Source organism: Streptomyces sp. NPDC090106, from assembly GCF_044747265.1.
Lineage (GTDB): Bacteria > Actinomycetota > Actinomycetes > Streptomycetales > Streptomycetaceae > Streptomyces.
The window spans coordinates 852429-873197 of sequence record NZ_JBIVDS010000002.1 but is presented as its reverse complement, the minus strand read 5'-3'; the positions used below and the strand labels follow the sequence as shown (position 1 = coordinate 873197).

Genomic DNA, 20769 nt, shown 5'->3' with positions numbered 1-20769 from the left:
CGTGACTGGAGTGTCGCGGTGCGCGAAGGACGGGCCCGGAGGCGTGCGCAGATACGTTCCTTTTACCGCCCCACCGTGTCACGGCAACCACGCTCCGTGATCACGGCGAGACGTCAACTGCGGGAATTCCCAAGGCTTTCGGCGTTCCCCCGGACGGCCGAACACGCTCGGTCAGCAGCGACTCCGACCGGCCCGGACCGAGATCACTGCATGGCGTGTCAACTTCCAGCCGTCGCCGTGTCGTTCGACGTAACCAAGTGACCGAAGCTCGTACAGCCTCGCGATCGCCTCGTCCTCGGTCGTCTGGGCACCCCGTCCGACCTCGGCCGCCGTGGCGGCGCCGCGTGACGGCAGCGCGGCGAGGACGGTGCGGGCGCCGGGCGCGAGCAGGTCGAGCGGCAGCACGGGGCCGCGCCGCTCGGGGGCCAGCTCCCCCATGTCGCCGACGAGTTCGACGACTTCCGCGGCGTCGGTCACCAGCGCCGCCTCGCCGCGCAGCAGTTCGTGCACCCCGGCGGAGAGTCCGCTGGTCACGGGGCCGGGCACGCCCATGGTGTGCCGGCCGAGCCGCTGGGCCGCCCGCGCGGTGACCAGCGAGCCGCTGCGGTAGGCGGCCTCGACGACGACGGTGCCCCGGGTCAGCGCGGCGATCACCCGGTTGCGCAGCACGAACCGGCTGGGCGTGGGATGGTCGCCCGGCGGCAACTCCCCCACCACGAGACCCTGTTCGGCGATCCGGTCGATCAACTGGCTGTGGCCGGGCGGATAGGGCCGGTCGACCCCGCAGGCCAGCACCGCGACGGTCGCCCCGCCGGCCGCGAGCGCCCCGCGGTGGGCGGCGCCGTCGACGCCGTAGGCGCCCCCGGAGACGACGACCCAGCCCCGTTCGGCGAGCCCGCCGGACAGGGTGGCCGCCATGTGCGCCCCGTACTCGGTGCAGGCGCGGGCACCGACCACGGCCACGGACCGCAGGGCCCACATCCGCAGGTCGGCCCGCCCCCGCACCCACAGCCCGACCGGCCGGGCGTCGCCGAGGTCGTCGAGCTGTCCGGGCCACTCGGTGTCGCCGGGCGCCACGAACCGCACCCCGGCCTCCCGCGCGACCCGGAGATCGCCGAGCGGCTCGGCCTTCCCGGCGCGGGCCACGAGCCCGGCCCAGCGCTTCCCGCTCACCCCGGGGAGGGGTTCGCGCCCGCCCCGCAGTCGGCGCGCCACCTCGCACGCGCCGTGCTCGCGCAGCCAGCGCCCGGCGGTCTCGTCCCCGGGTTCCAGGACACGGGTGAGGAAGACCCGCGCGAGCAGCTCACGGCCCGGATCGGTGTCCGGGGCGTTCATGTGAGCGCTCCGATGGCCATCGGGACGCCCCTGGGGACCCCGGTGCGCAGTTGCAGGGCGAGGGCGACGTCGGTGGCGTCGGGCCGGTCGTGGCCGAGCAGGTCGGCGACGGTCCACGCGACCCGGAGCACCCGGTCCAGGCCACGGGCCGTCAGGACGCCGCGTTCGAGGCAGCGTTCGGCCTCGTCCATCGCCCCGGGGCGCGCGTGCCAGCGGCTGCGCAGCTCGCGTCCCGGCACCTCGCTGTTGGTGTGCCAGGGGGTGCCGGCGAGACGGGCCGCCGTGCGTTCCCTGGCCGCCCGGACGCGCCCGGCCACCACCTCGGTCGACTCGCCCCGGGCGTCCCGGTCGGTGAGCTGGGCGCGGGTGACGCGGTCGACCTCGACGCGCAGGTCGACGCGGTCGAGCAGGGGGCCGGAGAGCCGGGCCTGGTAGCGGCGGATCGCGGCCGGGGCGCATTCGCAGAAGTCGTCGGTGAGGGAGAAGCGTCCGCAGGGGCAGGGGTTGGCGGCGAGCACCATCAGGAACTTGGCCGGGAACCGGACCACCCCCGCGCTGCGGGCGATCACGACGTGGCCGGCCTCCAGGGGCTGGCGGAGCGCGTCGAGGGCGTGGCTGCCGAACTCCGGGGTCTCGTCCAGGAACAGGACGCCCCGGTGGGACAGGGAGACCGCGCCGGGGCGGGCGATCCCGGGGCCGCCGCCGACCAGGGACTGCATGGTGGCCGAGTGGTGCGGGGCGCAGTAGGGGGCGGTGTCGATCAGCGGCTTGCCGGGCGGGAGCAGGCCCGCGATCGAGTGCACGGCGGTGACCTGGAGCGACTCCTCGCGGGTCAGCCGGGGCAGGACGGCGGGCAGCCGCTCGGCGAGCATGGTCTTGCCCGCGCCGGGCGGTCCTTCCAGGAACAGGTGATGACCGCCGGCCGCCGCGACCTCGACCGCGGTGCGCGCCGAGTGCTGGCCCACGACGTCGGCCAGGTCGTGGCCGACGTCGTGCCCGGCGGCGCCCGCGCTGTGCATGCCGGTGGCCGCGCCCGTCCCGGGCATCCTCAGTCCGGCGAGCAGCGGGTCGGGGCGGCCGTCGTCGTCGGGTTCCTCGTCGGGTACGGGTTCGTCGGCCAGGATCGCGATGAGCTGCCGCAGGCTGCGCACGCCGAGGACCGACACCCCGGGCACCAGGGACGCCTCGGCGGCGGCGCACTCGGGTACGACGACCTGCTCGAAGCCCGCGTCGGCGGCGGCCAGCACGCCCGGCAGGATGCCGCGCACCGGGCGCACCCGGCCGTCGAGGCCCAGCTCGCCGATCATCACGATGTCGGTGAGGACGCGGGGGTCGACGCGTTCGCAGGCGCCGAGCACGGCCGCCGCGACGGCGAGGTCGAAGCCGCTTCCGCTCTTCGGCACGGAGGCGGGGCTCAGCCCCACGGTCAGTTTCTTCGCGGGCCAGGCCGCACCGGAGTTGACGACGGCGGCGCGGACCCGGTCCTTGCTCTCGGTCAGGCTCTTGTCGGGCAGCCCCACCAGCGTGAAGGCCGCGACCCCGGGCTCCAGGTCGGCCTGGACCTCGACGACCACGCCTTCGACGCCGACCAGCGCGACCGAGCACGTACGGGCGAATCCCATGTCAGGCCACCCCTCGCGCGTGCTCGACGAGGGGGGCGCCGCGCTCGGGCAGCAGCACCCCGACGAGGTCGATGCGGACGCCTCCGGGTGGTGCTCCCCCGTGGGCGTGGATCCAGGACGCGGCCAGGCTCCGCAGCCGCTCGGCCTTCTCGGGGGTCACGGCGGCCATGGGGTGCTCGAAGGCACCCGTCCGCCGGGTCTTGACCTCGCAGACGACCAGGACGTCCCCGTCCCGCGCCACGATGTCGATCTCTCCGGTCCTGCCGCAGCGCCAGTTGCGCTCCAGGACCGTCATCCCGGTCTGCTCCAGCCGCCGGGCGGCCAGGGTCTCGCCGTACTTGCCGAGTGCGTTGCGTGCCAGGTTCGTGTTCATGTCGGCACCACCTCCGGCACCGACGATCACGCGGATCCGCCCGCCTAGTGGATCTTGGTGGACTGCTCGGCGGTTGTGGACAACCCCGTCACCCTCGGGGGTGAGCGCCCCCGGGTATCAGCCCTCCGGGCATCAGCCGCCCGGGAGCTCCAGGTCGCTCTTGTTCAGCTCCTCGATGTTCACGTCCTTGAACGTGAGTACCCGCACCTGCTTGACGAACCGGGCCGGCCGGTACATGTCCCAGACCCATGCGTCGGCCATCGAGACCTCGAAGAACACCTCACCCTGGACCGAGTGCACCTGCATCTCGTAGTCGTTGGTCAGGTAGAAACGCCGCTCGGTCTCGATCACGTACTTGAACAGACCGACGACATCGCGGTACTCGCGATAGAGCTTGAGCTCCATCTCGGTCTCGTACTTCTCGAGGTCCTCGGCGCTCATGGCATGTTCCCCTTCAGCCGTGCGATCCCACCATTGTGCGCCAGTCCCGTCCGCCCCTAGACGATTTCGGTGTCAAGGGTCACGGGCCCGGCCGGGGGACCTTCGTCGAGCAGCCTGCGGAGCAGCTCGGCGAGTCTGGTCGGATACACCGTCTCATGAGCCCGGGTCAGTTCCGCACAGGTCCACCAGCGCGCTCCGGCGACGCTGCGCCGCTCCAGCTCCGTCAGCGCCCGGGGGGCCACGGCCGTCGAGCGCGTACGGGCCAGGTAGTACCACTCGTCCTGGTCCCAGCGCCGTCCCGCGAAGGGGAAGGAGCACCTGCGCCGCCACAGCACGGGACCGAGTTCCACGTCGGTGATCCCGGTCTCCTCGACCAGCTCCCGCAGGGCCGCCTCCTCCCGGGTCTCCTCGCCCTCCAGGCCCCCGCCCGGCGTGAACCACCAGTTGTCGTCGGGGTCGTCGGGCTCATGGCCGTACAGCAGCAGGATGCGGTCGTCGGGGTCGAGCAGGACGACCCGGGCCACCTTGCGCGGGTGGTCCGCGGGCTCGGCGTCAGCGGACACCCGCGGACCCCTCGCCCGTCCGGGTCCGACGGCCGCCCAGCCGCTTGGCCACCGGCCCGTAGGCACCGCCGCCGAGGACCAGCACCGCGCCGGCCACGATCAGGGCGGTGATCAGCCTGAGCGGGCCCGGCGACGACAGCGCGCCCAGGGTCTCGAAGCCGGTCGGCTGCTTCAGCATGCCGTCCATCGGCCAGACGACGGCGTCCACGCGGGCCGTCACGGCGCTCGCCGCCACCGTGCCGCTCGCGGCGTCGGTGAGGTGCGCGGAGGAGTCCAGGGAGCCCTGGCGCTCGTCGCCGAGGAGGAACAGACGCCCCTTGGGGACGGTCACCTCGGGGATGTTCTTCCACTCGGCGAGGCTGTCCGCGGGCAGATACGGCTCGTCGATCTGCTTGCCGTTGACCTTCAGCTTGCCCTCGGTGCAGCAGGACACGGTGTCCCCGCCGACCGCGACCACGCGCTTGACGACGGGCGCGTTGGTCACCCAGGTCTTGTCGGTGAAGACGACGACGTCGCCGCGGTGGATGTCGCCGCTGTCGATGCGCTGCGCCAGCACCCGGTCACCGGCGTCGATGGTGGGCGCCATCGAACTGGTGGGCACGGTGTACGGGCGGTACACCACCGCGCCCCAGGCGAATCCGCCCAGGAACAGCACGAGGCCCAGTGCGACGGCCAGGCCGGACAGTCGCTGTCCGGTCCGGCTGCCCACCGGGCCCGTGTAGGTGCCACCGCGCTGCGGGGCCGTACGTGTCGTGCTCTCGCCACCCATGGGTCCGCACCCTACCCGGCGGTACCTGGCCCGGTCAGCCCCCGTCGGACCGCCTCAGGCACCGCCTCCGTAAAGGTTTCCCCAGATCCGCACATCCGCGGATGCGCACATCCGCGGGTCCGTCGATCCGTCACGTCGATCCGCGGGTCAGCGGGTCTCGGCCGGCGCGATCCGGCGGCGGCGCCACCACACGACCGGCGCCACGCCGACCAGCGCCAGCCCGTGCGGGGCCACCGTCAGCGCGGCGGACGCGGACGACTGGGTGTTCAGCCCGTCCTGGTCGAAGGTGTCCGGCACCGGCAGGGTGCCCCAGCGGTTGATCGGCCAGGCCTTGACGATGGCGCGTCCGACGACCTCGTCGACCGGGACCATGCCGTGGTTCTTGTCGCTCTGGTTGTAGCGGGAGTCACGGGAGTTCTGCCGGTGGTCGCCCATGACCCAGATGAAGCCCTTGGGGACCTTCACCGAGAACTGGCCGCCCTGGTCGTCGTCGGTGCACGGGGTGTTGCCCGGGTACACGTACGGCTCGTTGAGCGCCTTGCCGTTGACCTTCAGCGGGCCCGTGCCCTCACAGGAGACGGTGTCGCCGCCGACGCCGATGACCCGCTTGATGAGGTCCTTCTCCTCCGCGGACGGCATCAGGCCGATCCAGCTCAGGAAGGTCTGGAAGGCGTTCGGGTCGGCCGTCGGCTCGCCCGCCAGCCACTCGGCGGGGTCGTGGAAGACCACCACCTCGCCACGCTCGGGCTCGGAGCCGAACCAGGGGGTCAGCTTGTCGACCAGGACCCGGTCACCCTGCTGGAGGGTGTTCTGCATCGAGTCCGACGGGATCGAGAACGCCTGCACCAGGAACGTCTTGATCAGCAGCGCCAGCACCAGCGCGATACCGATCAGGATGGGCAGTTCCTTCCAGAAGGAACGCTGCTGTTTCTTCGGCGCGGGCTTCGCGTCGCCCTGGTCCTGGTCCGCGCTCGCCGCGTCCCCGGCGCCATCGGAACCGTTCTGCGAGGTCACGGCGTCGTCCGCGGCCGGGACCGGACCCTGCGCGGGGCGTCCGCCGTGCTCCTCGCCGTCGTGACCGGACCGTGCGCCAACCGCCACATCCCCCACGCCAACTCCTTACTCCGTGCCGCCGCCTGCCCCATGCACGGTGCAGGCCCACCACTCCCATAACGAGCGGGAGTTCCGCAGGGGTCGGGAGTTGGACAGGTCCATTCGGATCGTCGGAGGCAACCCTATGCGACAGCCGCTCGGCCGCGGTCGTCCCCGTCGCCGCGTCGGTGACGGTTGCGAAGGTTTTAGGTTCGTCGAGGGTGTTCCAGTGGCCGAGCGGCCAGGCGATGACCATCGCGCGGCCCACCACGGAGTCCTCGGAGACCGTGCCGCCGTAGTCGGTGTCCTGGTGCGCGCGGGAGTCCGCGGAGTTGGCCCGGTGATCGCCCATCACCCACAACCGCCCCTGGGGGACGGTGATGTCGAACTGCGAGGTCGACGGGGCGTTGCCGGGGTAGAGGTACTCCCCCTCGGTCAGCGGGACGCCGTTGACGGTGACCCGTCCCTGGGTGTCACAGCACTTGACGCGGTCGCCGCCCACGCCGACGACCCGCTTGATGAGGTCCTTCTCGTTGTCGGACGGCAGCAGACCGATGAAGGTGAGCCCTTCCTTGACCTGCTTGACGACGACCGGGTCATCCTTCTTGGCCGTCGTCTGCTCGTCCTGGAGCCAGCCGCCGGGGTCCTTGAAGACGACGACGTCACCGCGCTGCGGCTTGGAGCCGAACCACGGGGTGAACTTGTCGACCAGGACGCGGTCGCCGATGCGGATGGTCTGCTCCATGGAACCCGAGGGGATCACGAAGGCCTGGAGGAGGAAGGTTTTCAGCACCAGGGCTATGAGCACGGCGACCCCGACGAGGAGCGGTATCTCCTTGACGGCGGAACGCCTGCGTCGTCGCTTCACCTTGCGCTGGAGGTTGCGCCGCTCGGCCCGCGAGCGTCCGCCCGAGGAGCCGGACGCGCGCCGGGCGCCGGTGGGCAGAAGGTTGTCCGCGGCGCTGCTCGGCACTCCGCGCGGCTTGCCGCGGTTACCCATGCGCACCGTCCGGTCCGGGCACGCGCGCGTAGGCGTCGGGCCGCTCGAGCCGGGTCCGGTGGTCGGTCGGCCAGACGATCCAGTCGGCCCGGCCGATGACCTGGCCGACCGGGATCATGCCGCCGCCGGGCGAGCCCAGATGGTCCCGCGAGTCGCTGGAGCGGCTGCGGTGGTCCCCGAGGACGAAGAGCGTCCCCTCCGGCACGACCACGTCGAAGGGCACGGACGACGGGCTGTCACCGGGGTAAAGGAACGTCGACTCGTCCACCGACCGGCCGTTCACCTCGATCCTCCCCTTCTGGTCGCAGCAGACCACATGGTCTCCCCCCACACCCACAACGCGCTTGACGTAGTCCGCGTCCCCGAAATACCCACTTCCGTCGAACACCACCACATCCCCGCGCCGCGGCTCGGCACCGAAACGGTACGCCAACTTATTTACGAGAACGCGGTCCCCGATCCTCAATCCGTTCTCCATGGATCCGCTGGGAATCTGGAACGGTTGGACCATGAAAACGTTGAGGAACAGCAAAAACAGCAGGCAGAGCAGCAGAGCCAGAGTGATCCGGCCACCGGGCAGCCACCGGGTGATCCACACCACCAACGCGAAACGCGACCGTTCCTCCACGGCCACCGGTTCGGGGCGGGAGGAGCGGTCGCGCTGCTGTGCTTCGGTGTTCATCAGGGCCCGATGCTATCCGGCCCCTCTGTGCACCCGTGAAGCGCTCAGTTGTCGCGCTTCTCCTTGATCTTCGCGGCCTTACCGCGCAGCTCGCGCAGGTAGTACAGCTTGGCGCGACGCACGTCACCGCGGGTGACGAGCTCGATCTTCTCGACGATCGGGGTGTGCACCGGGAAGGTGCGCTCGACGCCCACGGAGAAGGAGACCTTGCGGACCGTGAAGGTCTCGCGGACGCCAGAGCCCTGGCGGCGGATGACTACGCCCTTGAACTGCTGCACACGGGAGCGGTTGCCCTCGATGACGCGGACGTGGACGTTGACGGTGTCACCCGGGCGGAAGGCCGGGACGTCGCTGCGCAGCGACGCGGCGTCGACGGAGTCGAGCAGGTGAGACATGTGGTCTGCTTTCTTCGCCCATGCCACAGGTCATAGGCGGCAACTAGATTTTCCGGAGGTTTGCTGTCCGTGTCGGGGCGGGCGTCGTGTCCCCCTGTGGCAGGGGCGCGCGCCGGAGACGCACAACAGCGGTCTATTCTTCCACGCTCTCGACCCGACGCCAAAATCGGCCGTAGGGCTCCCCCGCGGGGTCGGGCGCCCAGCCCAGGATCGAGAGCATCTCGCGGTCCTTCTTGTCGAAGGCCGCCGGTGCGCACCGCTCGATCAGGTCGGGCCGGTTGGCGGTGGTGCGCCGCAGTGCCTCGTCGCGCCGCCAGCGGGCGATCCTGCCGTGGTGGCCGCTGATCAGGGTGTCCGGGATCTCCCGGCCGCGCCAAGCGGGCGGCTTGGTGTAGACGGGGCCCTCCAGGAGGTTCGCCATCGCGCCGGGCGCGAAGGAGTCGTCCCGGTGCGACTCGGCGTTGCCGAGGACGCCGGGCAGCAGCCGCGCGACGGCCTCGGTGACGACGAGGACGGCCGCCTCGCCGCCGGCGAGGACGTAGTCGCCGATGGACACCTCGTACACGGGCATCCGGGTCGCGTACTCGTCGATGACGCGGCGGTCGATGCCCTCGTAGCGGGCGGGCGTGAAGACCAGCCAGGGCCGCTCGGACAGTTCCACGGCGAGTTCCTGGGTGAAGGGCCGGCCGCTGGGCGTGGGGACGATGAGGGCGGGCTCCCGGGAGCCCGTCTCGAAGCCGTCGGCGAGGACGGTGTCCAGGGCGTCGCCCCACGGACCGGTCTTCATGACCATGCCGGGTCCGCCGCCGTAGGGGGTGTCGTCGACGGTGTTGTGCCGGTCGTAGGTCCACTCGCGCAGGTCGTGCACATGGACGTCGAGCTGTCCGCGCGCGCGTGCCTTGCCGACGAGGGAGACGTTCAGGGGTTCGAGGTACTCGGGGAAGATCGTGACGACGTCGAGGCGCATCATGCGTCCCCGGCGTCGCGCGTGGAGTCGATCTCCGCCTGGTCGTCGATGAGGCCGGGCGGGGGCGCGATGACCGCCCGCTGCTCCTCCAGGTCGATCTCGGTGACGATCGCCTCGACGAACGGGATCATCACCTCGCTGCCGTCGGGGCGCTCCACGATGAAGAGGTCCTGCGAGGGCAGGTGCGAGATCTCGGTGATCCGGCCGACCTCCACGCCGTCGACGGTGACCACGTCGAGGTCCATGAGCTGGTGGTCGTAGTACTCGTCCTCCTCCTCCGGCAGCTCCTCCGGATCGACCTCGGCGATCAGGAGGGTGTTGCGGAGGGCCTCGGCGCCGTTGCGGTCCTTGACGCCCTCGAAGCGCAGGATCAGGCGCCCGCTGTGGACGCGGCCGGTCTCGATGGTGAGGGGGCCGGTGGCGGCGGGGTCGGTGGCGAGCACGGCGCCGGGCGCGAGCCTCAGCTCCGGCTCGTCGGTACGGACCTCGACGCTGACCTCGCCCTTGATGCCATGGGCGCGGCCGATACGGGCGACTACGAGCTGCACTGTCCTTGATCTCCTGTGGATACGACTACGGGCCGGGGACGGCCCAGTGGCCCTCCCCGGCCCGAGCCGGTGCTGCGTTCGGCGTCAGCGGACGTGGTCCACGTCGACGAGGTCGACGCGGACACCGCGGCCGCCGATGGCGCCCACGACGGTGCGCAGAGCGCGCGCGGTGCGGCCGTTGCGGCCGATCACCTTGCCGAGGTCGTCGGGGTGCACCCGGACCTCCAGCACGCGCCCACGGCGCAGGTTGCGGGACGCGACCTGCACATCGTCAGGGTTGTCGACGATGCCCTTCACGAGGTGCTCGAGAGCCTCCTCGAGCATGCTCAGGCCTCGGTCGACTCGGACTCGGCGGCAGCCTCGTCCTTCTTGTCGGCCTTCTTCTTCTGGGTGATCGCCTCACCCTTGCCCTCGTCGTCGCCGCCCAGGGCCTCGAACGAGGGGCGCGCCTTCTTGGGCGCGGCCACGAGCAGCGGAGCCGGGGCGGGCTCGCCCTTGAACTTCTGCCAGTCGCCGGTCTTCTTCAGGATGGCGAGGACGGGCTCGGTCGGCTGCGCGCCGACACCCAGCCAGTACGCGACGCGGTCGCCGTCCACCTCGATGACCGACGGGTTGTAGGTCGGGTGGTACTTGCCGATCTCCTCGATCGCACGGCCGTCACGGCGGGTGCGGGAGTCGGCGACGACGATGCGGTAGTGAGGCGAACGGATCTTGCCCAGACGCTTCAGCTTGATCTTGACTGCCACGGGAGTGGACTCTCCTGATTTTGACGTGGTTGGGCACGGCGAGTGAGCCGCGTGGGGTTGCGGTACCCGAGTGCCCGATGGACGCGTCAGCCGGAGGAGAGAGGGGTCCTGTGCGGCTGTCGAGTACAGCTAGCCATTGTGCCACACCCCTCGGACCCCGTCGGACCGAAGGGTGTGGTGAGGCAGGCCGGAGCGGCACCCGGCGCACCGCGGGGTGCCGCTCCCCAGACGCCTCACCGCACCGACAGCCACGAGATGCCGGTACCCGGCGCCTTCTACGCCGCGCCCGCCACCTCGGGGATCCGGAACGGCTTGCCGCACCCGCCGCACACGATCGGCGCCTGGGCGAGGACCGAGGGGACGACGCGCACGTTGCGACCGCAGTCGCAGACGGCCTTGACGCGGACACCGCCGCCGGACGACCCGTGCCGCGCGGCCGGGCCGCGGAAGGTACGGGAGGTGTCGGCGGAGGTGGCCGCGGTGTGGGCCTTCAGGGCGCGCTGGAGCCGCTCGATGGTCGGGCGGTAGCGGCGCTTGGCCTCGGGGTTGAGGGTGACCAGCGAGAAGCCGCTGCTCGGGTGCGGCTCGTCGGGGTGGTCCAGGCCCAGTTCCTCGGCGATCGCGAGGAATCTGCGGTTGTGGTACCGACCGGCGCGGGAGGTGTCGCGGACGCCGCGGGCGGCGGCGATCCCATGGACTGCCTCATGAAGCAGTCGCTCGAAGGAGAGTTCGTGTCCGCACGCGGACGACGACTCTCCGATCAGGGATTCTGGCGCGGCGAGGTCCGGCAGCTCGGGGTGGTACCGCTGAATGTCGGCCCACGCCTGCGCCAGCTCGGCGGCGAGAACAGGTGGTGTCTGTGTCGTGCTCACGTAATGACAACGAGCCGGAGTGCCCCTGTGTTCCGATTCCGGGCCATCCCAAATAATTTGCACGTACCAGTCAGTTGCCGCTGATGCGTCCTGACGAGGGCGGGTGCGCTGATCTGCGGAGAAGCCTCACAGCTCCTACCAAGGCGTTACGTAGTCCGATATACGCACCGACCTGTAGACGCCGTCCGCACGCCGGTGCGGCTGTGGTCCGCGGATGCGCAAGAGGCCTTTCGGCCGCTCTCCCGCATCAGGGTGCCGCTTCAGTATGCGCGCGCGACGCCCGCGACGTTACCGGGTTCCCCGTCCCGGTCCGGCACCGGGCCGTCCCCGGTGACCAGACGCCGTACGGTCGCGGCGATCTCGCGCGGCCGGGACGTTGCGGGATCGTACGGGTCCCGATTACCGGAATGTGAAATCTCGCCACTCCCACAGCGAACCCACAAGCGGGGCCCCACGACCCCTGGACGCGGGGTCGAGTGCGGAGTTACCTGGCAGTGCGGGGAAGTACGAGCGCACATCACGGGGGCCTGGAACACCGGCACGGCGACAACCGGCACAGCGGCAACTCTCGGCGGATTGGGGCGCTTTAGATGACACCTACGCTCGTGCGGCAGCACCGGACCCACCCGGACGACCCACCCGCGGTGGATGTCGGCGCACGCGCGCGTGACTGGTCCGAGATCCAGGAGCGGATGCTGGTCCCGCTCTACGAGGCCGTCTACGAGCGACTCGAAGTGGGCGCGGGCACCCGGCTGCTGGGCCTCGGCTGCGGCAGCGGGCTGGCCCTGCTGATGGCCGCGGCGAGAGGGGCCTCGGTCACCGGGGTCGACTCCGGCCGGCCCGAACTCCTCGCCCTCGCCCGTGAACGGCTCCTGCCCGAGTCCTGGGACACACGCGCCCGGCGCGGGGACACACGGCTCGTCGACGGTCACCCCCAGGACGCGGCCGACGCGGAGACGCCCGCGTACACCCTGGTGACCGCTTTCGAGCCCATCGGGTGTCTCGCGGGCGACTCGGAGGGGCTCGGCGGGCTGCTGCGGGCGGCGACGCCGCTCGCCGGGCACGGGGCGCCCGTGGTGCTCGCCGGCTGGGGTCCGCCGGAGCGCTGCGCCACGTCGTCCGTGCTGCGGGTGGCCACCGAGCTGGCCGATCCGCTGCGCGGCACGGGCGGTTGGCGCCCCGCCCTTCGCGACGACCTGGAGGAGGTCGCGGGCCGCGCCGGTCTCGTCCCCGACGGGTCCGGGCGGGTGGCCTGCCCGTTCGGCTACGCCGACATGGACAGCGCCGTGCGGGGGCTGCTGTCGACGGGCCTCTTCGACGCGGCGATCGCCGCGACGGACCGGTCCCAGGTCGACAAGGAGGTCGGCGAGGCCCTGCACCCCTACCGCCGCCGGGACGGGACGGTGTGGATGCCGAACGTGTTCCGGTACCTCATCGCGCGCGTGCCGTGACCATGGCCTGAACCGGCTCCGGCAAAGGGAGGGCCGGCGTCAGTCGTCCTTCGTCAGCCGGGTGACCCCGGCGATGCGGTACGCCTGCTGCTCCTCCAGCGTCTCGTTCTCCAGGAGGGCTTCGGCGAGGGCGTCCAACTGCCCGCGGTGGTCGCGGAGCTTGCGGCACGCCTCGTCGTAGCACTCGTCGACGATGCGGCGCATCTCGCCGTCGATGGCGTCGAGGGTCTGCGGGGCGGCGGCCAGGCCGTACGCCTGCTGCGCGTCGCCCGGCAGCGCCGACAGGCGGCCCACGCGCTCGCTCATGCCCCAGCGGGCGACCATCCCGCGCGCGAGGCTCGTGACCTGCTCCAGGTCGCTCTCCGCACCGGTCGTGATGACGCCGTAGACGACCTGTTCCGCCGCCATGCCGCCGAGGGCGCCGATGATCCGGCCGCGCAGGTACTCCTCGGTGTACGCGTACTTGTCCGCGTCCGGCGTCGACAGCGTCACGCCGAGCGCGCGTCCGCGCGGGACGATGGTGATCTTACGGACGGGGTCGGCGCCGGGCTGGAGCATGCCCAGCAGCGCGTGGCCGCTCTCGTGGTACGCGGTGCGCCGGCGCTCCTCCTCCGGCATCACCAGAGGGCGTTCGGCACCCAGCTGGACCTTCTCCAGCGCCTCCGACAGGTCGCTCTGCGTCACCCGCTCCTGCCCCCGCTTCACGGCGAGCAGCGCGGCCTCGTTGGCGAGGTTGGCGAGTTCGGCGCCGGTCATGCCCGGGGTGGTACGGGCGACCTGGGTGAGGTCGACGCCGTCGGCCAGCGGGATCTCCCGGGTGTGGATCTCCAGGATGGCCTCCCGGCCGCCGCGGTCCGGCGGGGAGACGTTGACGACCCGGTCGAAGCGGCCCGGGCGGGTGAGCGCCGGGTCGAGGACGTCGGCGCGGTTGGTGGCGGCGATGACGATGACGCCCTCCGAGCCGGAGAAGCCGTCCATCTCGGTGAGGATCTGGTTGAGGGTCTGTTCGCGCTCGTCGTGCCCGCCGACCCCCGCGCCGCCGCCGCGGGCCCGCCCGATGGTGTCGATCTCGTCGATGAAGATGATCGACGGCGCCACCTTGCGGGCCTCCGTGAACAGTTCGCGCACGCGTGAGGCGCCGACGCCCACGATCATCTCGATGAACTCCGACGCCGAGGCCGAGAAGAACGGCACGTCCGCCTCCCCGGCGACGGCCCGCGCGAGGAGCGTCTTGCCGGTGCCGGGGGGACCCGCGAGCAGCACGCCGCGCGGCATCTTGGCGCCCATCTTCCGGTACGCGTCGGGGTGCTTGAGGAAGTCGACGACGTCGTTCAGCTCGCCCTCGACCTCGTCGATGCCGGCCACGTCCTCGAACGTCGTCCGCTTCTCCCCCGCCTCGATCGGCTTGGGCGGGGTCTTGCGGCCGAGCATCCCGCCCGCGCCGCCCATGCCCGCGCTCATCCGCCGCGCGATGAAGATCCACAGGACGATGAGGAGCAGCATCGGGGCGAGCGAGATGAGCAGGTTGGCCAGGAAGCTGCGGTGCTGGACGACCGGTTCGGCGGTGACCGTGACGTTGTGCTTGGTCAGGTCGTCCCAGAGCTGGTCGTCCGCGAAGGTCGGCCGCTCGGTGTTGAACTTGGTGTACGTGCCGTCGCCGTCGGGGTTGTCCTGCGCCTTCTTGAGCTGCCCCTGGATCGCGTCGCCCTTGGCGTAGATCTTGCTGACGTTGCCGGCGTCGACCTGCTTGCTGAACTCCGTGTACGAGATCGTCGGCTCGTCGCCCTCGTTGAAGAACGACAGCACCAGGTTGGCGATCAGGTACACGACCAGCGCGGTGACGATCAGGCTCCACCAGCCGCCGCGGCGCCGCCCGCCCGGCGAGGACTTCTGCGGCTCCTCCGGGGTGCCCTCGGTGCGCCAGAGCCTGTCCGGGGACTTACGGGGCGGCGTGGGATTGCTCATATCCGGACGTTACGACAGGAAAGCCGCATGGGCATGCCCGCTTACGACGCCGGGGGCACCCCTGGTGGAAGGGGTGCCCCCGGCGTCGTGAGCGAGGTGGCGCGGCAGAGGTGCGGGGTCAGCCCATGAACTTCTTGAACTCGTCCGGCAGCTCGAAGTCCTGCGCGGGCTGCTGGCCCGGGAGGCCGAAGGCACCGCCCTGGGCGGCGGCGGCCCGGCGGGCGGCCTCCTCCTGCTCCTGCTGCTTGCGCTTCATCGGGTTGCCCGAGCGCTGCTTGCCCTTGGCCTGCTTGGGCTGCTTCTTGGTGCGGCCGGGGCCTCCGCCCATGCCCGGCATCCCCGGCATGCCCGGCATCCCGCCGCCCTGGGCCATGCGGGACATCATCTTGCGGGCCTCGAAGAACCGCTCGACGAGGTTCTTGACCGCGCTGACCTCGACACCGGAGCCCTTGGCGATACGGGCACGGCGCGAGCCGTTGATGATCGTCGGCTCCTGGCGCTCGGCCGGGGTCATCGACTTGATGATCGCGGCCGTGCGGTCGACGTCCCGCTCGTCGAGGTTGTTGATCTGGTCCTTGATCTGCCCCATGCCCGGCAGCATCCCGAGCAGCTTGGAGATGGAGCCCATCTTCCTGACCTGCTCCATCTGGGCCAGGAAGTCGTCGAGGGTGAAGTCCTGGCCCTTCTTGGAGGCCAGCTTCTCGGCCATCTTCTGGGCTTCGGCCTGGTCGAAGGTCTTCTCCGCCTGCTCGATCAGGGTGAGCAGGTCACCCATGTCGAGGATGCGGGAGGCCATCCGGTCCGGGTGGAAGGCGTCGAAGTCGTCCAGCTTCTCGCCGTTGGAGGCGAACATGATCGGCTTGCCGGTGATCTGCCGGATCGACAGCGCGGCACCACCGCGGGCGTCACCGTCGAGCTTGGAGAGCACGACACCGTCGAAGCCGACGCCGTCGCGGAAGGCCTCGGCGGTGTTGACCGCGTCCTGGCCGATCATCGCGTCGACGACGAAGAGGATCTCGTCGGGAGAGACGGCGTCGCGGATGTCCGCGGCCTGCTGCATCATCTCCTGGTCGATGCCCAGGCGGCCGGCGGTGTCGACGATCACGATGTCGTGGACCTTCGACTTCGCGAACTCGATGGAGTCCTGGGCGACCTTGACCGGGTCACCGACGCCGTTGCCCGGCTCGGGCGCGTAGACCGCGACGCCGGCGCGCTCGGCGACGACGCTGAGCTGGTTCACGGCGTTCGGGCGCTGGAGGTCGGCGGCGACCAGCAGCGGCGAGTGGCCCTGGCCCTTGAGCCAGTGACCGAGCTTGCCCGCCAGGGTCGTCTTACCGGCACCCTGGAGACCGGCCAGCATGATGACGGTCGGCGGCTGCTTGGCGAAGCGCAGGCGGCGGGTCTCGCCGCCGAGGATCGTCACGAGCTCGTCGTTGACGATCTTCAGGACCTGCTGGGCGGGGTTCAGCGCGCGGGAGACATCGGCGCCGAGCGCGCGCTCCTTGACGTTCTTGATGAACGTCCGGACGACCGGCAGAGCCACGTCCGCTTCGAGGAGTGCGATGCGGATCTCGCGCGCGGTGGCGTCGATGTCCGCCTCGGAGAGCCGTCCTTTGCCGCGCAGGTTCTTGAAAGTCGCTGAGAGGCGATCGGAGAGAGTATCGAACACGGCGCTCGCGGTCCTCGGGGTCGGTGGCTGCTGACGAATCGCCCTCCAGGGTATCCCGGTGTGGCACGACACCGGGATCCCGCGTCAGCTCCTCAATGTCTCCTCCAGCTTCCGCGCCACCGAGGTCGCCTCCTCGCCCGGCAGCGGCGCCCCCTCGGGCCCGGTCACGTAGAACGCGTCGACGGCGTTCGCGCCGAGCGTCGAGACGTGCGCGGACCGCACGCGGACGCTCGCGTCCTCCAGGGCCCGGCCGATCCGGAAGAGCAGCCCGGGGGCGTCCTGGGCGCGGACCTCGATGACCGTGGCCAGCCGGGAGGCGGCCGAGGCGACCGTCACGCGCGGGGGCGGGGCGAGAACGCCCCGGCGGCGCGGGTAGGCCGCGTCGCGTTCGGCGAGGCGGCCCGCGATGTCCAGGGAGCCGTCCAGGGCGCGCACCAGGTCCGCCCGGAGCCGGGCCGCCTGCGGCAGGGAGCCGTACTCGGCGGCGACCCGCCAGTTCAGCAGCAGCACGGCGCCCTCGACGCCGTCGGGCAGGTCCAGGGCGCTCAGCTCGGCCTGGCGGACCGTCAGCCGGTGCATGGCGAGGACACCGGCCACCGCGGGCAGCACGCCCGGCTGGTCCGGTACGGCGATCAGCAGCTCGACGCCGAGCGGTTCGGGCTCGCCGGGCGTCTCCGTCTCGTCCGGGACGGGCTCCGTCTGGGCCCGCAGCGACAGCACGGGGCTGCCGGTGGCGACCGCCTCGATGGCGAGCCGCTCCTGCTCGGCGGTGGGCGCGGCGGTCAGCGGCTCGTCCGGCTCGTCCCCGGCGAGGACCGCGGCGACCCGCTTGACCAGGTCGGCCACCAGGGAGCCGCGCCAGGACGACCAGGCGGCCGGCCCGGTGGCCAGCGCGTCCGCCTCGGTCAGCGCGTGCAGCAGCTCCAGTGTGGACTGGGTGCCGACCGCCTCGGCGACCGTGCGGACCGTCTCGGGGTCCTCCAGGTCGCGCCGGGTGGCCGTGTCGACGAGGAGGAGGTGATGGCGTACGAGGGCGGACAGGACGGTGACGTCCTCGCGGTCGAAGCCGATGCGTGCGGCGACGTCGCGGGCGATGATCTCGCCGGCCACGGAGTGGTCGCCGGGCCAGCCCTTGCCGATGTCGTGCAGCAGGGCGGCGACGAGCAGGAGGTCGGGGCGGTGGACGCGGCGGGTGAACTCCGAGGCGCGGACGGCCGTCTCGATCAGATGGCGGTCGACGGTCCAGATGTGGACGGCGTTGCGCTGCGGGCGGCAGCGCACCCGCTCCCAGTCCGGCAGCAGCCGGGTGATCAGGCCCTCCGCCTCCAGCGCCTCCCACACGTCGATGGTGGGCGCGCCCGAGCCGAGCAGGGTGACGAGCTGTTCCCGGGCCTCGGCGGGCCAGGGCGTCGGCAACGCGCGCGTGGTGGCCGCGAGCCGCCGTACCGCGTGCAGGGACAGGGGCAGTCCGGCCTGGGCGGCGGCTGCCGCGGCGCGCAGGGGGAGCACGGGGTCGCGTTCGGGGCGCGCGGCGCGGGCCAGCACCACCTCGCCGTCCTGTTCCACCACGCCCTCCGCCAGCGGCGACCGCTCGGTGACGGGCTTGCCGCCGCCCAGCATGGCGCGCAGCCGGGGCCGCACGGCGCGCGAGCGCAGGACGCGCCCCACCTCGCGCCAGGTGACGTCACTGGCGTAGGAAATGACCCGCGCGGCCTCGTAGACCTGCCGCAGCAGGGTGTCCGCGTCGAGCAGGCCCAGTTCGGCGGCGACCTGGTCCTGCTCCTGGAGCGCGAGCCGGTCGGTGGCGCGCCCGGTCGTGAGGTGGAGCGCGTCGCGTACGTCGAGGAGGCGGCGCCGGGCGTCGTCGAGGCCCTCGCGCGGGGCGTCGGCGAGCCAGGAGGCGGCGACGGCGCGCAGGGCGGTGGCGTCGCGCAGACCGCCGCGGGCCTCCTTCAGGTCGGGTTCCAGGAGGTACTGGAGCTCCCCCTGGCGCTCCGCGCGTTCGAGGCAGAGCTCCTGGAGCTCGGGGAGGCGTTTGGGGGCCTGGTTGCGCCAGTCGGCGAGGACCGCGGTGCGCAGTCCGGCCGTCAGGCCCAGGTCGCCGGCGATGTGCCGGGCGTCGAGGAGACCGAGCTGGACCTTCAGGTCCTCGCCCGCGGTCTTGCGGGCCTCGGCCGGGGTGCGCACGGAGTGGTCGAGGGCGAGGCCCAGGTCCCACACCGGGTACCAGATCCGGTCGGCGAGGGAGGCGACCGCGTCGGAGTCGCTGCCGTCGTGCAGGAGAAGCAGGTCGAGGTCGCTGCGCGGGGAGAGCTCGCCGCGGCCGTAGCCGCCGACGGCGACGAGGGAGACACCGCGCAGTCCTGGGGCGCCCGCGTCGAACAGCCCGGACAGCCAGTCGTCCGTCAGTTCGGCGAGGGCGGTACGGCGCGGCGGCCCGGACCGCGCCCCCTCGGTGAGGAGGCGCAGCCGGGCCGCCGCGTAGCCGCTGGGTCCCGAGTCCTCTGCTTCGTCTCGCACGTCCGTACTCGTCACCCAGCGACTCCCGTCTTCGCTTCAGTCGATCAGAGCGCGTCCGGGCCGCGCTCGCCGGTGCGGACCCGTACGGCCGTCTCGACCGGCAGGGACCAGACCTTGCCGTCACCGATCTTGCCGGTTCGGGCGGCCTTGACGATGACGTCGATGAGCTGCTCGGCGTCGTCGTCCTCGGCCAGGACCTCGATACGGATCTTCGGGACCAGGTCCACGGTGTACTCGGCACCGCGGTAGACCTCGGTGTGGCCCCGCTGACGACCGTAACCGCTGGCCTCGGTGACCGTCAGACCGTGGACGCCGAAGGCCTGGAGGGCTTCCTTGATCTCGTCGAGCCGGTGCGGCTTGACGACTGCGGTGATGAGCTTCATGCGTCCACCTTCTTGGTCGCGGCGGCCGGGGCGGCGACGGCGGCCTTGGCGGAACCGCCGCCTGCGCCGCTGAAGTCGTATGCGGTCTCGGCGTGCTCGGCCTGGTCGATGCCCGAGATCTCCTCGTCCTCGTCGACCCGCATACCGATGGTCTTGTCGAGGAGGAAGGCGAGGATCGCGGACGCGACCAGGGAGTAGGCGAGGACACCGAAGACACCGGCGCACTGCTTCCAGAACTGGTCCAGGCCGCCGCCGTAGAAGAGGCCCTCGACGTCGGACTGGCCCTTGCCGCTGGCGAAGAAGCCGATGAGCAGGGAGCCGATCACACCGCCGACGAGGTGGACACCGACGACGTCGAGCGAGTCGTCGTAGCCGAACTTGTACTTCAGGCCGACGGCCATGGCGCACAGGACACCGGCGATGACGCCGACGCAGATCGCGCCGATCGGGGTGACCGCACCACCCGAGGGGGTGATGGCGACCAGACCGGCGACCGCGCCGGAGGCGGCGCCCAGCGTGGTGAACGCGCCGTGGCGGATCTTCTCGTAGATCAGCCAGCCGAGCATGGCGGCGGCGGTGGCGATCTGCGTGTTGACGAACATCAGCGAGCCGACGCCGTCGTCGTTGCCGAGCCAGGAACCGGCGTTGAAGCCGAACCAGCCGAACCACAGGAGGCCCGCGCCGAGCATGACCAGCGGGAGGCTGTGCGGGCGCATCGGGTCCTTCTTGAAGCCGACGCGCTTGCCGATGACCAGGATGACGCCGAGCGCCGCGGCACCGGCGTTGATGTGGACCGCGGTACCACCGGCGAAGTCGATCACGCCGAGCTCGAAGGCCCAGCCGCCGGTGCCCCAGACCCAGTGGGCGACGGGGAAGTACACGACCGTGGCCCACAGGACCACGAACAGGGCCCAGGCGGAGAACTTCACGCGGTCGGCGAGGGCGCCGCTTATGAGGGCGGGCGTGATGATGGCGAACATCATCTGGAAGACCGCGAAGGCGAAGACCGGGATCGTGTACCCGGACCAGATGTCGCCCTTGTCGATGCCGGTCCAGCCGAAGAAGTCGTTCTCCCAGCCGACCAGCGAGCCGTGGTCCGTGCCGAACGCCATGGAGAAGCCGTACAGCACCCACAGGATGGTGACGATGCCCATGCTGATGAAGCTCATCATCAGCATGTTGAGGGTGCTCTTGACGCGGACCATGCCTCCGTAGAAGAAGGCGAGGCCCGGGGTCATGATCAGCACCAGAGCGGAACAGATGAGCATGAAGCCTGTGTTGGCCACGGACAGCTTGTCCGCGGCGAGCGTGATGGCTGGGGCCATCGGCGTCTCCTCGTCGTAGTACGGCCCCGTGCGGGCGAAGCCTGAGAGCGG

20 protein-coding genes and 1 pseudogene are annotated in these 20769 nt (G+C 71.5%); 1 reads left to right on the top strand and 20 read right to left on the bottom strand.

All coding sequences use genetic code 11. From position 1 onward, the window contains the following. Window positions 1-171 precede the first annotated feature (171 nt). From dprA to ACIPSE_RS09430, 15 genes and pseudogenes are all read right to left on the bottom strand, one after another. Window positions 172-1335: a DNA-processing protein DprA gene (gene dprA, locus ACIPSE_RS09500; protein ID WP_401659467.1), complete on the bottom strand. Its 1164-nt coding sequence runs from the start codon at window positions 1333-1335 to the stop codon at window positions 172-174. Then, window positions 1332-2957 (bottom strand): YifB family Mg chelatase-like AAA ATPase, encoded by a 1626-nt coding sequence (locus ACIPSE_RS09495; protein WP_401659464.1) that lies wholly within the window; start codon window positions 2955-2957, stop codon window positions 1332-1334. The genes dprA and ACIPSE_RS09495 overlap by 4 nt, the downstream gene beginning before the upstream one ends. A 1-nt stretch (window position 2958) precedes the next feature. Then, complete coding sequence (locus ACIPSE_RS09490; protein WP_401659462.1) at window positions 2959-3330, bottom strand: YraN family protein; 372 nt, start codon at window positions 3328-3330, stop codon at window positions 2959-2961. 132 nt (window positions 3331-3462) lie between these two features. Beyond that, window positions 3463-3771, bottom strand: a complete 309-nt coding sequence (locus tag ACIPSE_RS09485; RefSeq protein WP_003965949.1) for a DUF2469 domain-containing protein — start codon at window positions 3769-3771, stop codon at window positions 3463-3465. Between the two features lie 56 nt (window positions 3772-3827). Continuing rightward, window positions 3828-4334, bottom strand: coding sequence for an NUDIX hydrolase (locus tag ACIPSE_RS09480; protein WP_401659460.1), 507 nt, complete (start codon window positions 4332-4334; stop codon window positions 3828-3830). Next, a complete protein-coding gene (lepB, locus tag ACIPSE_RS09475; RefSeq protein ID WP_401659458.1) occupies window positions 4324-5103 on the bottom strand; it encodes a signal peptidase I in 780 nt (259 codons plus the stop codon). The genes ACIPSE_RS09480 and lepB (ACIPSE_RS09475) overlap by 11 nt, the downstream gene beginning before the upstream one ends. Window positions 5104-5250: 147 nt before the next feature. Further along, on the bottom strand, window positions 5251-6213 hold the full coding sequence (lepB, locus tag ACIPSE_RS09470) for a signal peptidase I (protein ID WP_401659456.1): 963 nt from the start codon (window positions 6211-6213) through the stop codon (window positions 5251-5253). Further along, window positions 6104-7195: pseudogene (lepB, locus tag ACIPSE_RS09465) on the bottom strand (signal peptidase I); the annotation flags it as partial. The pseudogene lepB (ACIPSE_RS09465) and the gene lepB (ACIPSE_RS09470), both read right to left, overlap by 110 nt. After that, a complete protein-coding gene (lepB, locus tag ACIPSE_RS09460) occupies window positions 7188-7877 on the bottom strand; it encodes a signal peptidase I (RefSeq protein ID WP_401659450.1) in 690 nt (229 codons plus the stop codon). The pseudogene lepB (ACIPSE_RS09465) and the gene lepB (ACIPSE_RS09460), both read right to left, overlap by 8 nt. Before the next feature lie 44 nt (window positions 7878-7921). Beyond that, window positions 7922-8272, bottom strand: a complete 351-nt coding sequence (gene rplS, locus ACIPSE_RS09455; protein WP_401659448.1) for a 50S ribosomal protein L19 — start codon at window positions 8270-8272, stop codon at window positions 7922-7924. A gap of 133 nt (window positions 8273-8405) precedes the next feature. After that, a complete protein-coding gene (gene trmD / locus ACIPSE_RS09450; protein ID WP_401659786.1) occupies window positions 8406-9239 on the bottom strand; it encodes a tRNA (guanosine(37)-N1)-methyltransferase TrmD in 834 nt (277 codons plus the stop codon). Then, window positions 9239-9787, bottom strand: a complete 549-nt coding sequence (gene rimM, locus ACIPSE_RS09445; RefSeq protein WP_401659445.1) for a ribosome maturation factor RimM — start codon at window positions 9785-9787, stop codon at window positions 9239-9241. The genes trmD and rimM overlap by 1 nt, the downstream gene beginning before the upstream one ends. Before the next feature lie 84 nt (window positions 9788-9871). Then, window positions 9872-10111 carry an RNA-binding protein gene (locus ACIPSE_RS09440; protein ID WP_003973401.1) on the bottom strand — a complete coding sequence of 80 codons (240 nt, stop codon included), beginning with the start codon at window positions 10109-10111 and terminating at the stop codon, window positions 9872-9874. 2 nt (window positions 10112-10113) lie between these two features. Next, entirely contained in the window at window positions 10114-10533 is a 420-nt protein-coding gene (gene rpsP / locus ACIPSE_RS09435) for a 30S ribosomal protein S16 (RefSeq protein WP_401659442.1), read from the bottom strand. Between the two features lie 275 nt (window positions 10534-10808). Further along, window positions 10809-11405: a hypothetical protein gene (locus ACIPSE_RS09430; RefSeq protein ID WP_401659440.1), complete on the bottom strand. Its 597-nt coding sequence runs from the start codon at window positions 11403-11405 to the stop codon at window positions 10809-10811. Between the two features lie 590 nt (window positions 11406-11995). On the opposite strand from ACIPSE_RS09430, the gene ACIPSE_RS09425 reads away from it, so the two are divergent. Then, complete coding sequence (locus tag ACIPSE_RS09425) at window positions 11996-12856, top strand: SAM-dependent methyltransferase (protein ID WP_401659437.1); 861 nt, start codon at window positions 11996-11998, stop codon at window positions 12854-12856. 39 nt (window positions 12857-12895) lie between these two features. Here ACIPSE_RS09425 and ftsH read toward each other — a convergent pair whose 3' ends face one another. The 5 genes from ftsH to ACIPSE_RS09400 form a co-directional block, all read right to left on the bottom strand. Continuing rightward, complete coding sequence (ftsH, locus tag ACIPSE_RS09420; protein ID WP_401659435.1) at window positions 12896-14821, bottom strand: ATP-dependent zinc metalloprotease FtsH; 1926 nt, start codon at window positions 14819-14821, stop codon at window positions 12896-12898. 118 nt (window positions 14822-14939) lie between these two features. Further along, on the bottom strand, window positions 14940-16490 hold the full coding sequence (gene ffh / locus ACIPSE_RS09415) for a signal recognition particle protein (RefSeq protein WP_401659432.1): 1551 nt from the start codon (window positions 16488-16490) through the stop codon (window positions 14940-14942). 84 nt (window positions 16491-16574) lie between these two features. After that, the gene (locus ACIPSE_RS09410) at window positions 16575-19025 is read right to left on the bottom strand and encodes a [protein-PII] uridylyltransferase (protein WP_401659429.1); all 2451 of its coding nucleotides are present in this window, start codon (window positions 19023-19025) and stop codon (window positions 16575-16577) included. Window positions 19026-19054: 29 nt separating this feature from the next. After that, on the bottom strand, window positions 19055-19393 hold the full coding sequence (locus tag ACIPSE_RS09405; protein ID WP_003997576.1) for a P-II family nitrogen regulator: 339 nt from the start codon (window positions 19391-19393) through the stop codon (window positions 19055-19057). Then, entirely contained in the window at window positions 19390-20718 is a 1329-nt protein-coding gene (locus tag ACIPSE_RS09400; protein ID WP_401659427.1) for an ammonium transporter, read from the bottom strand. The genes ACIPSE_RS09405 and ACIPSE_RS09400 overlap by 4 nt, the downstream gene beginning before the upstream one ends. Window positions 20719-20769: the final 51 nt, after the last annotated feature.